Annotated in this window: 19 protein-coding genes; 7 read left to right on the forward strand and 12 right to left on the reverse strand. The window is 66.9% G+C overall.

The window, feature by feature from the left end; all coding sequences use genetic code 11:
* Positions 1-11: 11 nt before the first annotated feature.
* Together C8D03_RS08065 and C8D03_RS08070 are read right to left on the reverse strand one after the other, a co-directional pair.
* The gene (locus tag C8D03_RS08065) at positions 12-2174 is read right to left on the reverse strand and encodes a protein-disulfide reductase DsbD family protein (protein ID WP_210203907.1); all 2163 of its coding nucleotides are present in this window, start codon (positions 2172-2174) and stop codon (positions 12-14) included.
* 237 nt (positions 2175-2411) lie between these two features.
* Positions 2412-3326, reverse strand: a complete 915-nt coding sequence (locus C8D03_RS08070; protein WP_146170110.1) for a DUF1311 domain-containing protein — start codon at positions 3324-3326, stop codon at positions 2412-2414.
* Between the two features lie 322 nt (positions 3327-3648).
* Here C8D03_RS08070 and dnaK point away from each other — a divergent pair, with 322 nt between their 5' ends.
* Both dnaK and dnaJ read left to right on the forward strand, forming a co-directional pair.
* Positions 3649-5574, forward strand: coding sequence for a molecular chaperone DnaK (gene dnaK, locus C8D03_RS08075; protein WP_108045805.1), 1926 nt, complete (start codon positions 3649-3651; stop codon positions 5572-5574).
* Between the two features lie 156 nt (positions 5575-5730).
* Positions 5731-6861, forward strand: coding sequence for a molecular chaperone DnaJ (dnaJ, locus tag C8D03_RS08080; protein WP_108045806.1), 1131 nt, complete (start codon positions 5731-5733; stop codon positions 6859-6861).
* Positions 6862-6920: 59 nt separating this feature from the next.
* Here the strand turns inward: dnaJ and C8D03_RS08085 are convergent, their stop codons facing one another.
* Positions 6921-7112, reverse strand: coding sequence for a CsbD family protein (locus C8D03_RS08085; protein ID WP_108051364.1), 192 nt, complete (start codon positions 7110-7112; stop codon positions 6921-6923).
* 115 nt (positions 7113-7227) lie between these two features.
* Complete coding sequence (locus tag C8D03_RS08090; RefSeq protein WP_108045807.1) at positions 7228-8061, reverse strand: helix-turn-helix domain-containing protein; 834 nt, start codon at positions 8059-8061, stop codon at positions 7228-7230.
* Between the two features lie 135 nt (positions 8062-8196).
* On the opposite strand from C8D03_RS08090, the gene C8D03_RS08095 reads away from it, so the two are divergent.
* Complete coding sequence (locus tag C8D03_RS08095) at positions 8197-8628, forward strand: hypothetical protein (RefSeq protein WP_108045808.1); 432 nt, start codon at positions 8197-8199, stop codon at positions 8626-8628.
* 81 nt (positions 8629-8709) lie between these two features.
* Entirely contained in the window at positions 8710-10911 is a 2202-nt protein-coding gene (locus C8D03_RS08100) for an esterase-like activity of phytase family protein (protein WP_108045809.1), read from the forward strand.
* 87 nt (positions 10912-10998) lie between these two features.
* On the opposite strand, the gene C8D03_RS08105 is transcribed toward C8D03_RS08100, so the two are convergent.
* The 5 genes from C8D03_RS08105 to C8D03_RS08125 all read right to left on the reverse strand — a co-directional run bounded on the left by C8D03_RS08105 (position 10999) and on the right by C8D03_RS08125 (position 14238).
* Entirely contained in the window at positions 10999-11799 is an 801-nt protein-coding gene (locus C8D03_RS08105; protein ID WP_108045810.1) for a MetQ/NlpA family ABC transporter substrate-binding protein, read from the reverse strand.
* 196 nt (positions 11800-11995) lie between these two features.
* The gene (locus tag C8D03_RS08110; protein WP_465246431.1) at positions 11996-12676 is read right to left on the reverse strand and encodes a methionine ABC transporter permease; all 681 of its coding nucleotides are present in this window, start codon (positions 12674-12676) and stop codon (positions 11996-11998) included.
* The gene (locus C8D03_RS08115) at positions 12666-13775 is read right to left on the reverse strand and encodes a methionine ABC transporter ATP-binding protein (protein ID WP_108051368.1); all 1110 of its coding nucleotides are present in this window, start codon (positions 13773-13775) and stop codon (positions 12666-12668) included. Before C8D03_RS08115 ends, C8D03_RS08110 begins: the two co-directional genes overlap by 11 nt.
* A gap of 7 nt (positions 13776-13782) precedes the next feature.
* Positions 13783-13980 (reverse strand): hypothetical protein, encoded by a 198-nt coding sequence (locus C8D03_RS08120; RefSeq protein WP_108045811.1) that lies wholly within the window; start codon positions 13978-13980, stop codon positions 13783-13785.
* 9 nt (positions 13981-13989) lie between these two features.
* Positions 13990-14238 carry a hypothetical protein gene (locus C8D03_RS08125; RefSeq protein ID WP_108045812.1) on the reverse strand — a complete coding sequence of 83 codons (249 nt, stop codon included), beginning with the start codon at positions 14236-14238 and terminating at the stop codon, positions 13990-13992.
* Positions 14239-14692: 454 nt separating this feature from the next.
* Here C8D03_RS08125 and C8D03_RS08130 point away from each other — a divergent pair, with 454 nt between their 5' ends.
* Positions 14693-15067: a hypothetical protein gene (locus C8D03_RS08130; RefSeq protein ID WP_108045813.1), complete on the forward strand. Its 375-nt coding sequence runs from the start codon at positions 14693-14695 to the stop codon at positions 15065-15067.
* Between the two features lie 112 nt (positions 15068-15179).
* Entirely contained in the window at positions 15180-15668 is a 489-nt protein-coding gene (locus C8D03_RS08135) for a copper chaperone PCu(A)C (RefSeq protein ID WP_108045814.1), read from the forward strand.
* Positions 15669-15784: 116 nt separating this feature from the next.
* Here C8D03_RS08135 and C8D03_RS08140 read toward each other — a convergent pair whose 3' ends face one another.
* Entirely contained in the window at positions 15785-16714 is a 930-nt protein-coding gene (locus C8D03_RS08140) for a dihydrodipicolinate synthase family protein (RefSeq protein WP_108045815.1), read from the reverse strand.
* 40 nt (positions 16715-16754) lie between these two features.
* Positions 16755-17441: a fumarylacetoacetate hydrolase family protein gene (locus tag C8D03_RS08145; RefSeq protein WP_108045816.1), complete on the reverse strand. Its 687-nt coding sequence runs from the start codon at positions 17439-17441 to the stop codon at positions 16755-16757.
* 219 nt (positions 17442-17660) lie between these two features.
* Here C8D03_RS08145 and C8D03_RS08150 point away from each other — a divergent pair, with 219 nt between their 5' ends.
* The gene (locus C8D03_RS08150; protein ID WP_054210450.1) at positions 17661-17870 is read left to right on the forward strand and encodes a cold-shock protein; all 210 of its coding nucleotides are present in this window, start codon (positions 17661-17663) and stop codon (positions 17868-17870) included.
* Positions 17871-18090: 220 nt separating this feature from the next.
* Here C8D03_RS08150 and C8D03_RS08155 read toward each other — a convergent pair whose 3' ends face one another.
* Positions 18091-19329 carry a multidrug effflux MFS transporter gene (locus C8D03_RS08155; RefSeq protein ID WP_248308398.1) on the reverse strand — a complete coding sequence of 413 codons (1239 nt, stop codon included), beginning with the start codon at positions 19327-19329 and terminating at the stop codon, positions 18091-18093.
* Between the last annotated feature and the right edge of the window lie 108 nt (positions 19330-19437).

Here is a 19437-nt window from a genome sequence, read left to right on the forward strand (position 1 = left end):
ACGAAAGCGTCTCAGCGGGCGGCGGTCTTCATCTCCTTGCCGGCGGCACGCCTGGCGGCGGTGACGATCATGTCCGGCGTCAGCAGTTGCGGCAGGATTTCGGGCTGAGTGCCCTTGCTGCCGGGATAGAACAGATAGAGCGGCACGCCGGCACGACCCTGCTCGGCCAGCGCGAAGGCGATCTGGCTGTTGCGGTTGGTCCAGTCGGCCTTGAGGTAGACGACCTTCAGCTCCGCGAAGGCGTCCTTGACCTCCTGACGCGACAGCGCGACGCGCTCATTGGCCAGACAGGTGATGCACCAGGCGGCGGTGAAGTTGACGAAGACCGGGCGCCCTTCCGCCTGCAGCGCCGTGACACGCTCGGGCGTCCAGGCCTGGATGTCACCGGCACGCGCCTGGGTCGTCGCCTCCGGAACCGCGTTCTGGACGACGAACCAGCCGGCCGCGAAGGCGATGAGGACGGCGAAGCCTGAAGAGAGGACCCGGCCGAGACCCGCGCCGCGCGTCACGCCGACCAGCCAGACGATGAAGCCAGCCGCCAGCACGGCGACGAGCGCGGCCAGCACGCCGCCCGGCCCAGCCTGCACCGAGGCAACCCAGATCAGCCAGATCGCGGTCGCAAACATCGGAAAGGCGAAGGCCTGCTTCAGGATCAGCATCCAGCGGCCCGGCTTCGGCAGCAGCCGCAGCAGGCCGGGCGCGAAGGACAATGCCACGACCGGCAGCGCGAAGCCGAGCGCGAGCGCCATGAAGACGGCCAATCCGAGCACCGGGGGCTGCGTCACCGCGTAGCCGACGGCAGCGCCCATGAAGGGGGCCGTGCAGGGCGTCGCCACGACGACGGCCAATGCCCCGGTCATGAAGGCACCCAGCCGCCCGCCCCGGCTCGCGAGACCGTGGCCGACGCCGACGGCAGAGGTGCCGATCTCGAAGGCGCCGAGCAGGTTGAGGCCGATCAGCGTCATCACCACCGCAAGCGCGATGACCAGCGGCGGCGACTGCAACTGGAAGCCCCAGCCGACGCTGGAGCCGAGCGCGCCCAGGATGATGACCATGCCGGCCAGCACCATGAAGGTGACGACCACGCCGGCAAGAAAGAGCAGGCCCTGCTCACGAACTTCCGTCCGGCTTGCCCGCGCCAACTGGGCAAAGCCGAGCGCCTTGATGAAGAGGACCGGCAGCACGCAGGGCATCAGGTTGAGGATCAGCCCGCCGGTGAAGGCAAAGAGCAGTGCCGCCCACAGCGTCAGGTCCGCCCCTTCGACCGGCAGCGGAATCCGCACGACCGCCGGGCGCGTCGCGGCGGTCGCATCCGCGGCCGTGCCCGCCAGTGCGGGATCGACCTCCGCCACGAGGGTGAGCGCACGCGCGACCCCACCCTCGGCAAAGGTCAGGACGCCTGCGACTTCGGTACCCTCGATCTTGAACGCGCTGGAGCGGGCGAGGCGCAACACCGTGCCGACCGATGCGGGTGCCGCATCCTGCTTCGCGGCATGGTCGATCAGCGTGTCGGAGTGCGGGAAGAAACGTAGATCGGTCGCTGCGCCCGAAAGCCCTGGCAGTGTCAGCGCGAGCCCCTCGCCCTCGGCGGCGAGGCGGCCCTTCGAGCCGGCCTGGGCAGGAAGGGCCGCGCGGGCGGCCTCGATGCGCGACTGCGCCGCCTCGTCGACGAGGCCCGATGATGCGACGGGCAAGTCGAGCTGGAAGGCGCCTTCCTCCGGAATGCAGATCTTCTCGCAGACCAGCCAGGTCGCATTGGCCTTGAGCGTCAGGCGTTCGCCCGGTTTGACATTCTGCGGCACGGCGATCTCGACGGGCAGAAGCAGCGTGCCTTCAAAACCGAAATTGACCAGCGGCTCGACGGGGATAGCCTTGGGCGCCGGCCACTGGATCTCGCCGGCCGCGCCCTGCGACAGCGTCCAGTCGATGCGGGTCGGCTCACCAGAATCGCCCGGATTTCGCCAGTAGGTGTGCCAGCCCGGGGCGATCTTCTGGACCAAAGCGACGTGGAAACGCTCGCCGGGGGCGACTGCATCGCGGCTGGAGAGAAGCGTCGCGGTGACACGGGGCGTCGAGACAGCAGCCGATTCCGCAGCCATGGCCAGACCGGGCGCTAGCAGCGCGAGGGCCAGCACCACCTGTCGCCAGCAATGTCTGGTGGAAGTGGAAGCCATGATCTCCGTCATCATTCGCTCGACACGCATCATCCTCTCGACACGAGCCGATCAGTGCCTCACCGCGGCCCATGACGCCAATGACAAGGCAGTGAGGAGGACCCACGATATGGGCGCGGATATCGGCCATAGTCAGGCAGGGCCAACCCGGACGCAATCATCGTAGCGGCGTTTTCGTCTGCTTCGCGAGTCGCGCTGCGAATTTGACGAGCGGCTCTGCAAGGCCGGCCTGCCGCCCTATTGCGGCGTCAGCGACAACGGCCCTGCCGTCGGCTTCGGCGCAGCCGGGCGCGGACGGGGCCTGGCGGCGGGCTTCGCCGGCTCGCTGGCGAGGCCGAGCCTGGCCCGGATCGAGGCGGCGCGGGCCTCGGTCAGACGCGCGCCGCAGAAGCCGAACTGGCCCTCGCGCTGGAAAGCACGGCAGACTAGTTCGCGCTCGGCGGAGAACCCCGCCTGCTCGCGCGCGATCGCCCGTTGATCGACGGCGTCCGCCTTGGCGGTGAGGGTGCGATAGCCCTCGCGCACCGCCCGCTCGGCGACACCGCGGGCGGCCTCTATCTCCTTGGCGTAGGGCCCGAGCGTGCGCGCGTCTGGCCCCCACAGGCCGCGCGGGTCGATCCGGCAGGCGGCCGCCTCGACAACGCAGGGCTGGGCCGGCTCGACCACGAGGAAGGCTCCGTCGAGCACATCGAAAACGATCGGGCAGATCGGCGCCTCGAGCTTGTAGCGCGGCACGCCGGCCGGGCGGCCGAGCGAGGTCACCGGCAATGGCGCCTCGCCGAAGGAGACGGCGCAGGGCTCGACGAGGTTGCTCGCCTGGAAGCCGTCGACGGTGAGCTTCAGCCCGAAGCCGGTCGCGGTCTTCTCGAAGACAGCCTCGCCCGGGCCACCATTGTGTCGGAGCACGCGCCCGATGATCGCCTCCTCGCCCGCGACCTTGATCGCCGGCATCGAGGGCGCGCGCGGCGCGGCCGGCCCGCTCGACGAAGCCGGAGCCGCCTGTTGCGTGCCTGGCGCATTGAAGGGCTGCGCTCCCGGCAGTTGCAGCGGCTGCGCAAGCACGGCCTGCGACCAGCCGGCGAGAGCCAGCAGCGCGAGACGGAGGGCAAGATGCGTCTGTCGGGTCACGAAGCGGCCAGTTTGGAACTGCAACAACCACTTCTGCATGAAATGTCGCGACCGCGCGCGCAAGGGCACATCCGCAACACCTCCGCTCAATGAGCCGCGACGACGGCCGGGCATCAACCGTGACGGGAGAAACCTGCCGTTCCGCGGGTTCTTAATCGGCTCGCCTGTCTTGCAAGGGCGGGAACACCCTCCCTATATACGCCGCCAAGGGGCGGTTTCACGACCGTCAAACGTGGAATGCCGGTTTCGTTCGCCGCAACAGGTGGGGGCGATCCGGTCCATGGGCCGGCAGGTGGCGCCAAGCGCCACAGGCCGGCGATCTGCTCAATCGAAAGGGATCCCATCCATGGGTAAGGTAATCGGTATCGACCTCGGCACGACCAACTCCTGCGTCGCGGTCATGGAAGGCTCTACACCCAAAGTCATCGAGAACTCGGAAGGCGCGCGCACCACGCCGTCCATCGTCGCCATCACCGACGATGGCGAACGTCTTGTCGGCCAGCCAGCCAAGCGCCAGGCCGTCACCAACCCCGAGCGCACCTTCTTCGCGATCAAGCGCCTGATCGGCCGGACCTTCGAGGATCCGATGACGAAGAAGGACATGCATCTCGTCCCCTACAAGATCAAGAAGGCCTCGACCGGCGATGCCTGGGTCGAGGCCGACGGCACCGACTATTCGCCGTCGCAGATTTCGGCCTTCACGCTGACCAAGATGAAGGAGACGGCCGAAGCCTATCTCGGCTCTGCCGTCACGCAGGCGGTCATCACGGTCCCGGCCTATTTCAACGACGCCCAGCGCCAGGCGACCAAAGATGCAGGCCGCATCGCCGGTCTCGAGGTCCTGCGCATCATCAACGAGCCGACGGCGGCGGCACTCGCCTATGGCCTCGACAAGAAGCAGGCCGGCACGATCGCCGTCTATGACCTCGGCGGCGGCACCTTCGACGTCTCGATCCTCGAGATCGGCGACGGCGTCTTCGAGGTGAAGTCGACCAATGGCGACACCTTCCTCGGTGGCGAGGACTTCGACATGCGCCTAGTCGAGTACCTCGCGGACGAGTTCAAGCGCGAGCAGGGCATCGACCTCAAGAAGGACAAGCTTGCGCTCCAGCGCCTGAAGGAAGCGGCCGAGAAGGCCAAGATCGAGCTCTCCACCACGGCCCAGACCGAAATCAATCTGCCCTACATCACGGCGGATGCCTCCGGTCCCAAGCACTTGGCCATCAAGCTCTCGCGCGCCAAGTTCGAGAGCCTGGTCGACGATCTCGTCCAACGCACCGTCGAGCCCTGCAAGAAGGCGCTCAAGGATGCCGGCCTGTCGGCGGGTCAGATCGACGAAGTGGTCTTGGTCGGCGGCATGACCCGCATGCCGAAGGTCCAGGAGGTCGTGAAGCAGTTCTTCGGCAAGGAGCCGCACAAGGGCGTCAATCCGGACGAGGTCGTCGCCATCGGCGCCGCGATCCAGGCCGGCGTGCTGCAAGGCGACGTCAAGGACGTGCTGCTGCTCGACGTGACCCCGCTCTCGCTCGGCATCGAGACGCTGGGTGGCGTGTTCACCCGTCTGATCGACCGCAACACCACAATCCCGACCAAGAAGAGCCAGGTCTTCTCCACCGCCGAGGACAACCAGCAGGCGGTGACGATCCGGGTCTTCCAGGGCGAGCGCGAGATGGCGGCCGACAACAAGATGCTCGGCCAGTTCGACCTGATGGGCATTCCGCCGTCCCCGCGCGGCATGCCGCAGATCGAGGTGACCTTCGACATCGACGCCAACGGCATCGTCTCGGTGACGGCGAAGGACAAGGCCACCAACAAGGAGCAGCAGATCCGGATTCAGGCGTCCGGCGGGCTCTCCGAGGCCGACATCCAGAAGATGGTCAAGGATGCCGAGGCCAATGCGAGCGAGGACAAGAAGCGCCGCGAGCTGGTCGAGGCGAAGAACCAGGGCGAAAGTCTCGTCCATTCGACCGAGAAGTCGCTGAAGGACTATGGCGACAAGGTCTCGGCCGCCGACAAGACGGCGATCGAGACCGCTCTCGACGCGCTCAAGGCAGCGCTGGCCGAGGACAATGCCGAGACCATCAGCTCGCGCACCACGGATGTGATGCAGGCCTCGATGAAGCTGGGCGAGGCCATGTATGCGGCCAGCCAGGCCGAAGGCGCGACCGATGAGGGTGCACCTGACGCGGACGCCAAGAAGGAGGACGACGTCATCGACGCCGACTTCAAGGATGTCAGCGACGACAAGGGCGACAAGAAGAAGAGCGCCTGATCGCTCTCCTTCCATCCACGACGACGTCATGGCCGGGCTTGACCCGGCCATCGCGTTCAAGGAATGCGTCGTGACGAAACATTCTCGTTCTCCCGCATGCGATGGCCGGGGCAGGTCCGGCCATGATGCGACGGGGAACGAAGGGGCCGCTGTTTGATGTCCAAGCGCGACTATTATGAAATCCTCGGCGTCTCGAAGACCGCCAGCGATGCGGAGCTGAAAAGCGCTTTCCGCAAGCTCGCCATGGGCTGCCATCCCGACCGGCATCCCGGCGACACCGCGGCCGAGGCCAAGTTCAAGGAGTTGAACGAGGCCTATCAGGTGCTCTCGGACGGCCAGAAGCGCGGCGCCTATGACCGCTATGGCCACCAGGCCTTCGAGAACGGCGGCGGTGCCGGCGGCAATCCCGACTTTTCCGACTTCATGTCGGACATCTTCGATTCCTTCTTCGGCGATGCCCGTCGCGGCGGGCCGCGCAGTGCGAACGGCCGCGAGCGCGGAGCCGATCTGCGCTACAATCTCGAAATCGGCCTAGAGGATGCCTTCGCCGGCAAGAACGCTTCGATCCGGGTGCCGACCTCGATCGCCTGCGAGGTCTGTTCCGGCACCGGCGCCAAGCCGGGCTCCAAGTCGCGGCAATGCCCGACCTGCGGCGGCCACGGCAAGGTGCGCGCCAATCAGGGCTTCTTCTCGGTGGAGCGGACCTGCCCGACCTGCTCGGGCCGTGGCGAAATCATCGACGACCCGTGCAAGAACTGCCAGGGGGCCGGCCGCGTCACGCGCGAGCGCACGCTCTCGGTCAACATCCCGGCCGGCGTCGAGGATGGCACGCGCATCCGGCTTGCCGGCGAGGGCGAGGCCGGCCTGCGCGGCGGTCCGGCGGGCGACCTCTACATTTTCCTCTCGATCAGGCCGCACGCGATCTTCCAGCGCGACGGTGCCGATCTGTTCTGCCGCGTGCCGCTCGGCCTGACCTCAGCCGCGCTCGGCGGCGAGATCGAGGTGCCGACGCTGACCGGCGAGCAGGCGCGGGTGAAGGTTCCCGAGGGCACGCAGACCGGCAAGCAGTTCCGACTCAAGGGCAAGGGCATGAGCGTGCTGCGCTCCCGCGAGGTCGGCGATCTCTACATTCAGGTCGTGGTCGAGACGCCGCAGAAGCTGACGCCGCGCCAGCGCGAATTACTGCAGGAGTTCGAGCGCGAAAGCTCGGGCGCGACGCATCCCGAGGCCGCCGGCTTCTTCGGCCGGGTGAAGGACTTCCTCGGCGGCATCGGCGGCGCGGCCTGAACGCACAAAAAAACGGGCCGCCTCGCGGCGACCCGTTCTTGGTCAGGCTCTGATCGAAATCAGGCCTTGTCGACCACCTTCTTGATGGCATCCTTGCCCTTGCCCAGAGCCTGCTGGGCCTCGCCCTTGCGCTCCTGAGCGAAGCCCTCGGCCTCGAGCTCGGGCTTGTTCATCGCCTTGCCGGCGGCCTGCTTGACGTTGCCGGCGGCCTCGTTGGCCAGGCCCTTGACCTTGTCCATGGTGCTACCCATCGTCTTGATCCTTCTCGTGAATTTCTGACTGGTGAAGTTCTCGCCGCCCTTGCGGCTTGCGAGGATGAAACCGATGGCGGCACGGAAGGTTCCAAAGAAATTCGGGCCTCGCGGGTCACCGCTCGGCCGGCGCCGCCACAGCCTCGGCCATCGCATGCAGCGCCCGGGCCGTAGCGGAATCGGCGGGGAAGAAAGTCTCCAGCGCCAGCTCGGACAAGGTGATGTCGACGGGCGTGCCGAAGACCGTTGTCGTCGAGATGAAGGACAGCGTGGCGTCCCCGACCCGCAGCCGCAGCGGCACCACGATGGCGGGTTCTTCTTCCGGATCGGACGCATGGCCCTTACGACCGGGCCTGGCGGCGACGGGGTAGGATGAAAGCTCGGCCAGCAGATCCGCAAGGATCGGGTCGGCAGTCGCCCTGACCTGCTGGCGCAGGCGCGCCAGAAGATGCGAGCGCCACTCCTCCAGATTGGCGATCGCCGGCGCGAGCCCATCGGGATGCAGCGACAACCGGAGCACGTTCACCGGCGGACGCAGCCGATCCGGATCAGCCGCGAGGCTCAGCAGCGGCGCGACGGCGGCATTGGCAGCGAGCAGCGTCCAGTGCCGGTCGACGGCCAGCGCCGGAAAGGGCTCATGCCCCTTCAGGACAAGGTCGATCGCCGATTTGGCTGCCTGAAGGCCGGGATCCTCCAGAGCGCGTTCGAGATAGACCGGCGCGTAGCCGCCGGCGAGGAGCAGCGCGTTGCGCTCGCGCAGGGGCACGCCGAGATGCTCGGCCAGCAGCAGCACCATGTCGCGGCTCGGCTGCGAGCGGCCGCTCTCGACGAAGGAGAGATGCTTCTGCGAGATCTCCGCTTCGAGCGCGAGGTCGAGCTGGCTGAGTCGGCGCAACTGCCGCCAGTCACGGATGAGGTGGCCGACGCTGGGTTGATGATGCCTGTTCATGGGGACAAACCTAGCCGGCGGGGGAACCCGTTCCAATTACCTCCCGCTTAATCGACCAGCCGGCACGATCCCGTCAGCATGGCCTCCATCGACCACGGGGCGTCCAATAGGCCGCCTTCAGCCAAGGAGACCGCCATGTCCATCATCCAGTCCTCGCGCTTCCTGCGCAACGCCTTCGCCCTGGATGCCGCCGCCTGTGCCGGCACCGGCCTGCTGCTCGCGACCACCGCGGGACCGCTTTCCGGCTGGCTCGGCTTCCCCATCGGCTTCCTGCGCAGCGCCGGGCTCGTCCTGTTGCCCTGCGCCGCCATGCTTGCCTGGTTGGCCAGCCGCGAAACGCTGCCCCGCCTTGCCGTCCTTGCCGTGATCGGCGTCAACCTGCTCTGGATCGCCGACAGCATCGCGATCCTGCTGGCAGGATGGTTCGCCCCGACTGGGCTCGGCATGGCCTTCGTGCTCGTACAGGCTGCGGCAGTCGCCGTCGTGACCGAGCTTGAAGTCATCGGGCTGAAGCGGTCGATTGCGACCGGCCTGCCGCAGGCGCAGGATCACCACGCGGCTCGATGACGCTTCGTCACGCAACTGTCATGCAGCGCACATAGCCGGGAGGCCGATTCCAATCCATGCTCCGGCAAAAGGACGATCCCGATGCGCCAGCCCCTGGTTCTCGCCGCCTTCACGTCCCTGCTGCTGACCGGCACCGCGCTCGCCGAGCCGATGTTCAACCGCATCGCGACCTTCTCCGTCCCGCTCAATCTGCCGGCCGACCGGGACGCCTCCAAGAAGACCGTCGCGGAGATCATCGCGGCGAATGAGGAGGGCACCTTGCTCGCCTATACCGATGCCGAGCAGAAGGCGCTGGGCATCATCGACATCACGACGCCGGCGACGCCGAAAGCGGCCGGCTTCGTGCCACTGGGCGGCGAATCCACCTCGGTCACGATCCTTGGCGACAAGGCCTTCGTGGCTGTCGTCACCTCCGGCGACAACTTCAAGGAGCCGGCCGGCCACCTCGCCACCGTCGACCTCAAGACCAAGGCTGTAGTGGCGACCTGCGATCTCGGTGGCCAGCCCGATTCGGTGACACTGACCAAGGACAAGAGCAAGATCGTCATCGCGATCGAGAACGAGCGCGACGAGAAGCTGAACAAGGGCGCGCTGCCGCAGCTCCCGGCCGGCAACGTCACGCTGATCGGCATCAAGGATGGCGCCATCGACTGCGCCTCGCGCCAGGTCATCGACGTGACCGGCATCGCGGCGGTCGAGCCGACCGATCCCGAGCCGGAATTCGTCGACGTCAACCAGGATGGCCTCGCCGTGGTGACGCTGCAGGAAAACAACCACCTCGTCGTCATCGACACGAAGACGGGCCAGGTCATCGCGCATTTCTCCGCCGGCACGGTCGATCTCAAGACCATCGACAAGACCCGCGACGGCCAGATCAAGGCCACCGAGGAGCTCAAGGGCGTGGCACGCGAGCCCGATGCCGTGCGCTGGCTCGACAATGACCGCTTCGTCACCGCCAATGAGGGCGATTGGAAGGGCGGCTCGCGCGGCTTCACGATCTTCCGCAAGGACGGCACGATCGAGTTCGATTCCGCCTCGACCGTCGACCATATCGCGATGCGCCACGGCCACTACCCGGAACGTCGTTCGGCTGCCAAAGGCAGCGAGCCCGAGGGTATCGAGGTCGGCACCTATGGCAGCGACAGGCTGATCTTCGTCGGGCTGGAGCGCGCCTCGATGGTGCTGGTCTACAAGGACGAAGGCGCGGGCAAAGCGCCGCGCAATCTGCAGGCCCTGCCCGGTGGCATCGGCCCAGAGGGGCTGCTGGCGATCCCGCAGCGCAATCTCTTCGTTTCGGCCTCCGAAACCGATGTCGGAGACAAGGGCGGGGCGCGCTCCGCCGTGACGATCTACCAGCGCAGCGAGGCGCCTGCCGCCTATCCGACCATCGTCTCGAACGATGTCGATGGCGTGCCGCTCGGCTGGGGCGCGCTGTCGGGGCTCGCGGCGCATGGCTCGACGCCGGGCCGCCTCTTCGCGATCACAGACAACGCCTATCAACCCTCGCGCATCCTCGAAATCGACGCGACGCAGACGCCTGCCAGGATCACCGGCGCCATCGCGGTGACAAAGGACGGCAAGGACGCCTCCTATGATCTGGAGGGCATCGCGACACGGCCGGGCGGCGGCTTCTGGCTGGCGTCCGAAGGCAATCCCGAGGCCAAGGACAAGCCGACGCGCAACATCCTGCTGCGCGTGACGGCGGCGGGCGCCGTTGAGGAGGAAATCCATCTTCCCGAGGCGCTCGAGGCCCAGGCCACGCGTTTCGGCTTCGAGGGTGTGGCCGTCACCGGCGAAGGTGCCGACGAGACCGTCTGGCTCGCAGTGCAGCGCGAATGGACGGACGACCCGAAGGGCAAGACCAAGATCCTGAGCTACAAGCCCGCGACCAAGGCCTGGGGTGTGTTGCATTACCCGCCGAGTGCACCCGCGAGCGGCGCGTGGATCGGCCTGTCGGAACTGGTCTTCCTCGGCAATGACCGTTTTGCAGTCATCGAGCGCGACAACCTCTTCGGCGCCAAGGCCGTCAAGACGCTGGCGACCTTCTCGGTCAAGGGGCTGGTCCCCGCCGCCATCGGTTCGGCGACGATCCCGACGGTGGAGAAGACCATGCTGCGCGACCTGACGCCCGATCTGATGAAGACCGGCGGCTATGGCATCGAGAAGGTCGAGGGCATGGCACTCGACAAGGCCGGCAACGTCTTCGTCGTCACCGACAATGACGGCGTCGACGACAATTCCGGCGAGACGCAGTTCCTGGCGCTCGGCAAGATCGCGAACTGACCGATCGCCTCAAATAAAAAACCCCGGATGCTCGTCGCATCCGGGGCAGTCGCCTGACCGCGAGCGGACCAGGTGGGGAGGAACGGATTACCAGCCGGCCAGCACGTTGCCCTTGAAGCGCTCGGCGACGAAGGCCTTGATCTCCGGCGTGTGGTAGGTTTCGACCAGCGTCTTGACCCAGGGCTTGTCCTTGTCGGCCGCGCGCACGGCGATGACGTTGACATAGGGGCCCTTGGGGTCCTCGCGCAGGATCGCCGAGGTCGGCTCGATCTTGGCGTCGACGGCGTAGTTGGTGTTGATCGCCGCGGCGGCGACATCGGCCAGCGTGCGCGGGGTCTGGGCGGCCTCGACCTCGACGATCTTGAGCTTCTTGGGATTGGCGACGATGTCGATCGGGCCCGGCTTGAAGCCGACGCCATCCTTCAGCTTGATGACGCCCTTGTCCTGCAACAGCAGCAGCGCGCGCCCGCCATTGGTCGGATCATTCATGATCGCGACCGACGATCCGTCCGGCACCTCGGCCCAGCTCTTGTACTTCGACGAGTAGATGCCGAGCGGGAAGTTCACGGTCAGGCCGACACTGACGAGCTTGAAGCCGCGATCCTTCACCTGATTGTCGAGATAGGGCTGGTTCTGGAAGGAGTTCGCCTCCAGTTCGCCGGCGTCGAGCGCCTGGTTCGGCACGACATAGTCTGAGAACTCGATGATCTTGAGGTCGATGCCCTTGGCAGCCAGCAGCGGCTTCACCTTCTCCAGGATCTCGGCATGGGGACCGGGCGAGACGCCGATGCGGACGACCTGCGGGGCCTGGGCAAGAGCGGGGACCGCGAGGGTCAAGACGAGTGCAGCCGAGGCTGCAAGCGCGGTGCGGCGGGTGATGGTCGTCATGGGGTGATTCCTTCGTCTTTGTTGATGACTTGCGGGGGATGATGTCCCCCCTTCAGCCCTCATCCCGAGGAGCCGCGAAGCGGCGTCTCGAAGGATGCTCCAGGAGGCTCCAGCGCGTGCTGGGCCATCCTTCGAGACGCGCTTCTGCGAAGCGCTCCTCAGTATGAGGGCGGAAAGGGTGAGAGGAGCGTCGGGTTCAGGCGTGGCGCAGGCGCTTGTTGAGCCGGCGGGCGAGGCGGTCGCCGATGGTCTGGACGGTCTGAACGAGGACGATCAGGACGGCGACGACGGCGGCCATGACCTCGGGCATGAAACGCTGGTAGCCGTAGCGGATGCCGAGATCGCCAAGCCCACCGCCGCCGACCGCGCCTACCATGGCCGAGAAACCGATCAGGCTGACGATAGCCAGCGTCAGGCCGAGAGCGATGGCGGGCAGCGCCTCCGGCACCAGCACCTTGCGGACGATCTGAAGCGGCGTCGCGCCCATCGAACGAGCGGCCTCGACCAACCCCTGATCGACCTCGCGAACGGCGCCCTCGATCAGCCGCGCGATGAAGGGGGCGGCAGCGACGGTGAGCGGGACGATTGCGGCGTTGGTGCCGATCGATGTGCCGGCGATCAACCGGGTGAACGGGATGATCGCGACGACGAGGATGATGAAGGGCGTCGAGCGCGTGGCGTTGACCAGCGTTCCGAGCACGGCATTGGTGACCGGCGCCGCAAAGAGTTCGCCGCGCTTGCTCGTCGCGAGGAAGACGCCGAGCGGCAGGCCGAGGACCGTGCCGAGTCCGGCGGCAACCGCCACCATCTGCAGCGTGTCGAGCGTGGCCTGGAGGATCAGGGCTGCGATCTGGGGCGAGATGATCTCAGGAAACATGGCCGATGACCTCCGCCTTGAGTTCGAGGCTGTTGAGCGCGCCGAGAACGGCGGCGAGTTCCGGCTCGCGCGTCGGCACCGAGACGAGCAGGCTGCCGAAGGGCCGGCCGGCAATGGCGTCGATGCGGCCGGCAAGGATGTTGACGTCGACGCCGATGGTCGAGCTCAGCCGGCTGATGACGGGCGCCGTCGCGTTCTCTCCGGTAAAGGTGATGCGCAGCACGGTGTCGTCGCCAGGGCGCGCTTCCGCCCGGATGCGCCCGGCGAGATAGGCCGGCAGTTCGACGCCGGTGACCGCCTCGACGAAGCGCGCCGTGGTCGGATGCTGCGGGCGCGTCAGCACCGAGAAGACATCGCCTTCCTCGACGATGGCACCATCCTCGATCACCGCGACGCGGTCACAGATTTCCTTGATGACGGGGATCTCATGGGTGATCAGCAGGATGGTGATGCCGAGGTCGCGGTTGACCTGCTTCAGCAGGGTCAGGATCGACTTCGTCGTCTCGGGATCGAGCGCCGAGGTCGCCTCGTCGCAGAGCAACACCTTCGGGTCGGTCGCGAGCGCCCGGGCGATGCCGACGCGCTGCTTCTGGCCGCCCGAGAGCTCGGCAGGATAGCGTCCGCGCTTGTCGGCGAGCCCGACCAGGTCGAGCAGGCGCGCGACCCGTTCCTCGATCTCAGGCTTCGGCGTCCCCGCGATCTCGAGCGGCAGGGCGACATTGTCGAAGACCGTGCGCGAGGAGAGCAGGTTGAAATGCTGGAAGATCATGCCGGTGGCGCGGCGACGGGTCCGCCAGCCGGCTTCCGACAGGCCGGTGACATCCTCGCCATCGATCAGGAGGCGGCCGGACGTGGCCCGCTCCAGCCCGTTGACGAGACGGATCAGGGTGGATTTGCCGGCGCCGGAGCGGCCGATGACGCCGACGACGGCGCCCTTCGGCACATCGAGGTCGATGCCCGACAGCGCCGTAACGGCACCCTGCGCGCCACGGCCGGGATAGGTCTTTCCGACCTGCTCGAAACGAATGATCGGCGGGATGGGGTCCGGCAGCGGGCCGGCGCCGGTGCGGAAGGTATCGGGCTTTACGGGGGCGTTCATCATCACCTCAGAACAGCGCGTGGCAGGACCAATGGGCAAGGCCCAGTTGCTCATGCGTCACGTCATGAATGGATGTCCGGCGCGCCTCGTCGGCCCCGGCCTCATCCTGCGCGAACGCAGGATCGGCAGGCTCGGACGTTTTGGCCGGGGCCGCGACAGCGAACCCCTCCGCCAGGCGATGCCAGAAATACGACAGGAAATTCATGGCCAGTCCTTACGAGGCCAGCCGCGCCGTGCCGCCGCGACGGGGTGCCGCAAGCTGCCGGGCCGCGAGTTCGGCTGCGCCGGGCGTCGCGAAGCGGTGGCCTTCGAGCGCATGGAACGTGGACGAGGCGGCAATGAAGGTAAAATAGCGCTCGTCGCCGCGCCGGCTCACGAGCCCGGCCTGGGTCTCGCCGATCTCGATGACATAGGCCTGCTGGCCCGGCCGGGGCCGGCCGGCATCGTACTGGAATGGGGTCATGGCTGTGCTCCCGCCGCTGCTGCGGCGCATGTGGACATCTGAGGGGCTGGTCTGCGACGCCGCGCGGAGGCGGCTCTCAGGCTCGGATCAGAATCGACAACAACAGCCGTTGCACAGGGGAAGCAGGTGCGTCTGACGCGGGATCGCATCGATCATGTTCGTCTCCTGTCGAATGGAGCCCACGACCGCGTCGTGGCGCTTTAGCGTTTGGTGACGCGGCGCAAGCTGCTCGCTCAAATCCCCGCGGCCTTTCGGCAAAACCGATCGACAGGAGCCAATCTGGCGCGTGCCGTCCTGTTTGTCAACTCGATCGTTCTTTTAAAAAAACACCGTGAGATGGACCGGCATGCCCGAGGCATGGGCCGGAACAGAAGATTCTTCTCCGCCGCGCCTCCACGCGCCCGCGACGCCGCGCCAGCTTGACGCTGGCGTCGCCGCCGGGTCATTTGCCCTCATGACGGCCGAAACGCCCCTGCTGCTGCGACGCCTGCGCTGCTCCCTGCTGGGAGCCTGGCTGGCGGTTGCCTATGCGCTGGCGGTGCTGGCCTCCGGGCTGGCACCCTCGTCCGCCTCAGCCCATGTTCTGGACGGCACGGTGCTGTGCTCTGGCCTGACACTGCCGGGGCCGGAAGCGCCCGAACCGGCTGGCGAGCCGTCTCACTGCAAGGGCTGCCTGCTCAATCCGGTGATGGCCTGCCCGGCCCAGACCGGCCAGGTTGGCGTCGCCCGGGCTTCGGCTGTCACGGCGGCCCGGATCGTTGCCGCCATCGTTGTCGCGCCATCGCCGATCCTGGGCCTGCCACCCTCGCGCGCGCCGCCGGCAGCCTAGGCTCTACGGCTCCCCATCTCCCTTTTTCCGGCGCGGTTCTGCGCGGCATCAGCCGTGGCGCGCGCCCGCCATCCGTTCAGGCGCGTCGGCGCCAATCCGATCAGGACATCCCATGACCAAATCCATTCTCGCCGCCATCGCGATTTCCCTGTCAGTGGGCGGGGCGGCGTTTGCCCATGACTACAAGGCCGGCACGCTCAGGATCGACCATCCCTGGACCCGTGCCACCCCCGGCGGCGCCAAGGTCGGCGGCGGCTACCTTGCCATCGAGAACGCCGGACCGGTGGCCGACCGGCTGGTCTCGGTCTCGGCGCCGTCGATCGCCGGCCGTTCCGAGATCCACGAGATGGCAACGACCAACGGCGTGATGACGATGCGCCCGCTCGACGGTGGCGTCGCCATCCCGCCCGGCGACAAGATCGAGTTCAAGCCGGGCGGCTACCACATCATGTTCATGGAACTGAAGCAGGCGCTGAAGCAAGACGAGCGCATCAAAGGCACCCTGACCTTCGAGAAGGCCGGAACCGTCGAGGTCGAGTTCAAGGTCGAGGCCGTCGGCGCCCGCGGCAGCACCGATCAGGGCGCGCATAAGGGGCATTGAGGAACTGGGCATATTCGTCATGGCCGGGCTCGTCCCGGCCATGACGTCTTCCTTCGTTGAGGTCGTGTTCAAGACGTGGATGCTCGCCACAAGGGCGAGCATGACGGGTGAGACCTTCAGATGTCCGCGCGCGGATCGATCTTCGCGACGCGGCCCAGCAGGTAATCGACCTCGGCCCTGGCCGCAGCGCTGATCGCCGAGCCCGGCTTGCGCTGGGCGTCGCTCTTGAGAATGCCGCGCTTCATCAGCGTGTATTTGCGCACGGCAAGGCCGACGCCCTGCTGCTGCTCGTAGCGCATCAGCGGCAGATGCGCGTCGAAGATGTCATGCGCCTCGTCGCGCTGGCCGGCCTTCTGCAGCCTGACGACGTCGATCAGCAGCTCGGGGAAGGCATAGCCGGTCATTGCGCCGTCGGCGCCGCGCTCCATCTCGAAATCGAGGAAAAGCCCGCCATTGCCGGTCAAGATCGAGATCGCCCGCAGCGAGCCGTCCGCCTGGAACTTGCGCAGCGTCGAGATCTTCTCCAGCCCCGGCCAGTCCTCGTGCTTGAGCATGACGCAGGACGGGTTGTCGGTGACGATCTTGCGGATCACCGCCGGGGTCATGATGACCGAGAGCGTCAGCGGATAATCCTGGATGACGAAGGGGATATCGGTCCCGATCGCCTCGACCGCCTGGGCGTAATAGCCGGTGATCTGGTCGTCGGTGCGCAGGGACGGCGGCGGCGCGATCATCACGGCCGCAGCGCCCAGCTCCATCGACTGGCGCGCCAGAGTGCGCATGGCGGCGAAGCCCGGAGCGGAGACGCCAACGATCACCGGCTTGCCCGGCATGCCGGCGACGGCGCGCTTGACGATGCCGAGCGATTCCTCCGTCTCCAGCTTGGGCGCCTCGCCCATGATGCCGAGCACGGTCGTGCCGTCCGACCCGATCTCGTCATAGAAGGAAAACAGCTTCTCGGTGGAGGTCCAGTCGAGCGTGCCGTCCGGGTTGAACGGCGTCGGCGCGATCGGGAAGACGCCGCTGGCGTCGGGAGTGAGCTTCATGGTGGTGACTTTCTGCGACTTGAGATGGCGGATAGGCCGATCAGACGATGCGGGTGCGGACGCTGCCGACGCCGGCGATCTCCCCTTCAAGCACATCGCCGCTGACCACGGCGGCAACGCCCTCGGGCGTGCCGGTGAAGATCAGGTCGCCAGGGGCGAGCTCGACCAGCCCCGAGAGATAGGCGATCGTCTCCGGCACGTTCCAGATCTGCTTGGCGAGGTCGGAGCTCTGGCGCGGCACGCCGTTGACGACGAGTTCGATCTTGCCGGCTGCCGGATGACCGACATGGCTGGCGGGCGCAATCTCGCCGACCGGGCCCGAGAAGTCGAAGCCCTTGGCCATGTCCCAGGGCTTGCCGCCCTTCTTGGCGGCGGCCTGGAGATCGCGGCGGGTCATATCGAGACCGGCGGCATAGCCATAGACGTGGCTGAGCGCATCCGCTTCGGCGATGTCCTTGCCACCGGTGCCGATCGCCACGACCAGTTCCATCTCGTGATGGAGGTCCCTGGTCTTCGTCGGATAAGGCATGTCGGCGCCGTTGATCAGCAGCGCATCGGCGGGCTTGGTGAAGAAGAACGGCTCCTCGCGATCGGGGTCCCCGCCCATTTCGCGCGTGTGCTCGGCATAGTTGCGGCCGACGCAGAAAACGCGGCGCACCGGGAAGAGCCCGCCGCCAGCCACCGGGACGGCCGTCACGGCCGGCGGGTCGATCACATAATTCGTCATGGCGGAGGCTCTCCTGCAGCGTTTTTTCGCCGTTGTTCATGCGTGAGGGAAAGCCGGTGAGCAAGGCCCCAGTTCGCCAGCGGCGTTGCTTCGGCGGCATGCCACAGCAGGGGCGAAATGGTCGTTGTGCGGCGCGTCATTGCAACCGGGGCGAATTGCCCCATAGAGTAGGGCTGGGCCGGCATGTGCCGGCCTGAACTGAGACTGAAGGAACAGCACGTGAGCACGGGTACCGTGAAGTGGTTCAACGAGACCAAGGGCTACGGATTCATCACGCCTGACCAGGGCGGCAGCGATGTCTTCGTGCATATCAGCGCGGTCGAGCGCTCGGGCATGCGCGGCCTGAACGAAGGTCAGAAGATCAGCTACGATCTCGAGGCCGATCGCAAAACCGGCAAGTCCTCGGCGGTCAATCTCAAGACGGCCTGATCCAACACCCAGACGGGAGGCCGATCGGCGGCGTCGCTTCCCGAGCCAATGCGAATCTCTATCGATCTATCCGGACTGAAGACGATTCCCGGCATGCCCGTCGCCCAGATGGCGGCGGTCGAGGGCCCAAGAGCGCACCGGCTCACAACCGAGCTTCCACGCTCCAGGCCGGCTCGAACGACCTGCACTCGAACGACCTGCCCTCGCTGGCGTTCTCTCGCTAGCTTCGCCCGGCAGCCGGGCGGAACAGCCGTCCCTTCTCCGTCACCAGCACGATCGCCAGCGCGACCAGCCCGCACAGCGCGAAGCCGAGCGTGATCGGAACGACCGTGCCGTCGAAATGCTGCCCGATATAGAAGCCGAGCAGTGCCCCGCCGACCGTCGTGACGAAGCCCTGCACCGAAGAGGCCGTGCCGGCGACATGGCCGAGCGGGTCCATCGCCATGGCGCCAAAATTCGGGGCGACCAGCCCGAAGCAGAACATCGCGCCGGCCTGGAAGGCTGCGAAGCTCCAGAGCGATTCATGTCCCGACAGCGCCAGCAGCGCATGGGTGCCGGTCAGGGCGATGTAGGCCAGCAGCGCGCCATGCGAGACGCGGCGCATGCCGAGCCGGACAACGATCCGCGAATTAAGCAGCGAGGCCGCGGCCATGCCCATCGCGATCAAGGCGAAGATGGTGGTGAACCATTCCGGCGCCTTGAAGACGTCGACGAAGACCTGCTGGGCCGAATTGATGAAGCCGAAGAGCCCACCGAGTACGAAAGCCATCGCCAGCATGTAACCGACGGCGAGCCGCGTCGTCAGCGTGGTGCGGAAGGCGGCGACGACGGTCGCGACCTCGATCGGCTTGCGGTCCTCGGGATGCTGCGTCTCGGGCAGGCTCAGCATCACCCAGAGCATCACCAGCGCGCCGAAGATCGTCAGCACGCCGAAGATCCAGCGCCAGGGCGCGACGAGCAGGATTGCCTGGCCGATGGAGGGAGCCAGGATCGGCACCGCCAGGAAGACGATCATCGCCAGCGACATGACACGGGCCATGTCGCGGCCGGAATAGCAGTCGCGCACGATCGAGACGACGAGCACGCGGGTCGCCGCGGCACCGACGCCCTGGACGACGCGGGCCGCCATCAGCGCTTCGAAGGAGCCGGCAAAAGCTGCGGCGATGCTGGCTCCGACATAGACGACGAGGCCGAACAAGAGGACGGGCCTGCGGCCGAAACGGTCGGACAGCGTGCCATAGACGATCTGTGCGGAGCCGAAGCCGAGCAGATAGGCCGTGATGATCCATTGCCGCTCGTTGGAGCCCGCGATGCCGAGCGCCTCGGCCATCTGCGGCAGCGCCGGCAACATCGAATCGATCGCGAGCGCATTCGCCGCCATCAGCGCGGCCATCAGCGCCACGAAGGTACGGAAGCTCATGCCGTGGCGGGGCCCGGCGGCGGGGGAAGCGTCGGTCATGGCAGCCTGTCTACGGGCGCAATCCGCCGATGGCGGATGCAGATGAACGTAAGCCCCTGATTTGTCGCTCTAAGCCGTTGCGAAAAGCATGACAACCCGGCCTGAGCG

It is taken from the genome of Bosea sp. 124, assembly GCF_003046175.1.
GTDB lineage: Bacteria > Pseudomonadota > Alphaproteobacteria > Rhizobiales > Beijerinckiaceae > Allobosea.

Bases quoted from the DNA above. Each gene is read 5' to 3' on its own strand.
- C8D03_RS08065 (WP_210203907.1), bottom strand. From the start codon at position 2,174: ATGGCTTCCACTTCCACCAGACATTGCTGGCGACAGGTGGTGCTGGCC.
- dnaK (WP_108045805.1), top strand. From the start codon at position 3,649: ATGGGTAAGGTAATCGGTATCGACCTCGGCACGACCAACTCCTGCGTC.
- dnaJ (WP_108045806.1), top strand. From the start codon at position 5,731: ATGTCCAAGCGCGACTATTATGAAATCCTCGGCGTCTCGAAGACCGCC.
- C8D03_RS08085 (WP_108051364.1), bottom strand. From the start codon at position 7,112: ATGGGTAGCACCATGGACAAGGTCAAGGGCCTGGCCAACGAGGCCGCC.
- C8D03_RS08090 (WP_108045807.1), bottom strand. From the start codon at position 8,061: ATGAACAGGCATCATCAACCCAGCGTCGGCCACCTCATCCGTGACTGG.
- C8D03_RS08095 (WP_108045808.1), top strand. From the start codon at position 8,197: ATGTCCATCATCCAGTCCTCGCGCTTCCTGCGCAACGCCTTCGCCCTG.
- C8D03_RS08100 (WP_108045809.1), top strand. From the start codon at position 8,710: ATGCGCCAGCCCCTGGTTCTCGCCGCCTTCACGTCCCTGCTGCTGACC.
- C8D03_RS08105 (WP_108045810.1), bottom strand. From the start codon at position 11,799: ATGACGACCATCACCCGCCGCACCGCGCTTGCAGCCTCGGCTGCACTC.
- C8D03_RS08110 (WP_465246431.1), bottom strand. From the start codon at position 12,676: ATGTTTCCTGAGATCATCTCGCCCCAGATCGCAGCCCTGATCCTCCAG.
- C8D03_RS08115 (WP_108051368.1), bottom strand. From the start codon at position 13,775: ATGAACGCCCCCGTAAAGCCCGATACCTTCCGCACCGGCGCCGGCCCG.
- C8D03_RS08120 (WP_108045811.1), bottom strand. From the start codon at position 13,980: ATGAATTTCCTGTCGTATTTCTGGCATCGCCTGGCGGAGGGGTTCGCT.
- C8D03_RS08125 (WP_108045812.1), bottom strand. From the start codon at position 14,238: ATGACCCCATTCCAGTACGATGCCGGCCGGCCCCGGCCGGGCCAGCAG.
- C8D03_RS08130 (WP_108045813.1), top strand. From the start codon at position 14,693: ATGACGGCCGAAACGCCCCTGCTGCTGCGACGCCTGCGCTGCTCCCTG.
- C8D03_RS08135 (WP_108045814.1), top strand. From the start codon at position 15,180: ATGACCAAATCCATTCTCGCCGCCATCGCGATTTCCCTGTCAGTGGGC.
- C8D03_RS08140 (WP_108045815.1), bottom strand. From the start codon at position 16,714: ATGAAGCTCACTCCCGACGCCAGCGGCGTCTTCCCGATCGCGCCGACG.
- C8D03_RS08145 (WP_108045816.1), bottom strand. From the start codon at position 17,441: ATGACGAATTATGTGATCGACCCGCCGGCCGTGACGGCCGTCCCGGTG.
- C8D03_RS08155 (WP_248308398.1), bottom strand. From the start codon at position 19,329: ATGACCGACGCTTCCCCCGCCGCCGGGCCCCGCCACGGCATGAGCTTC.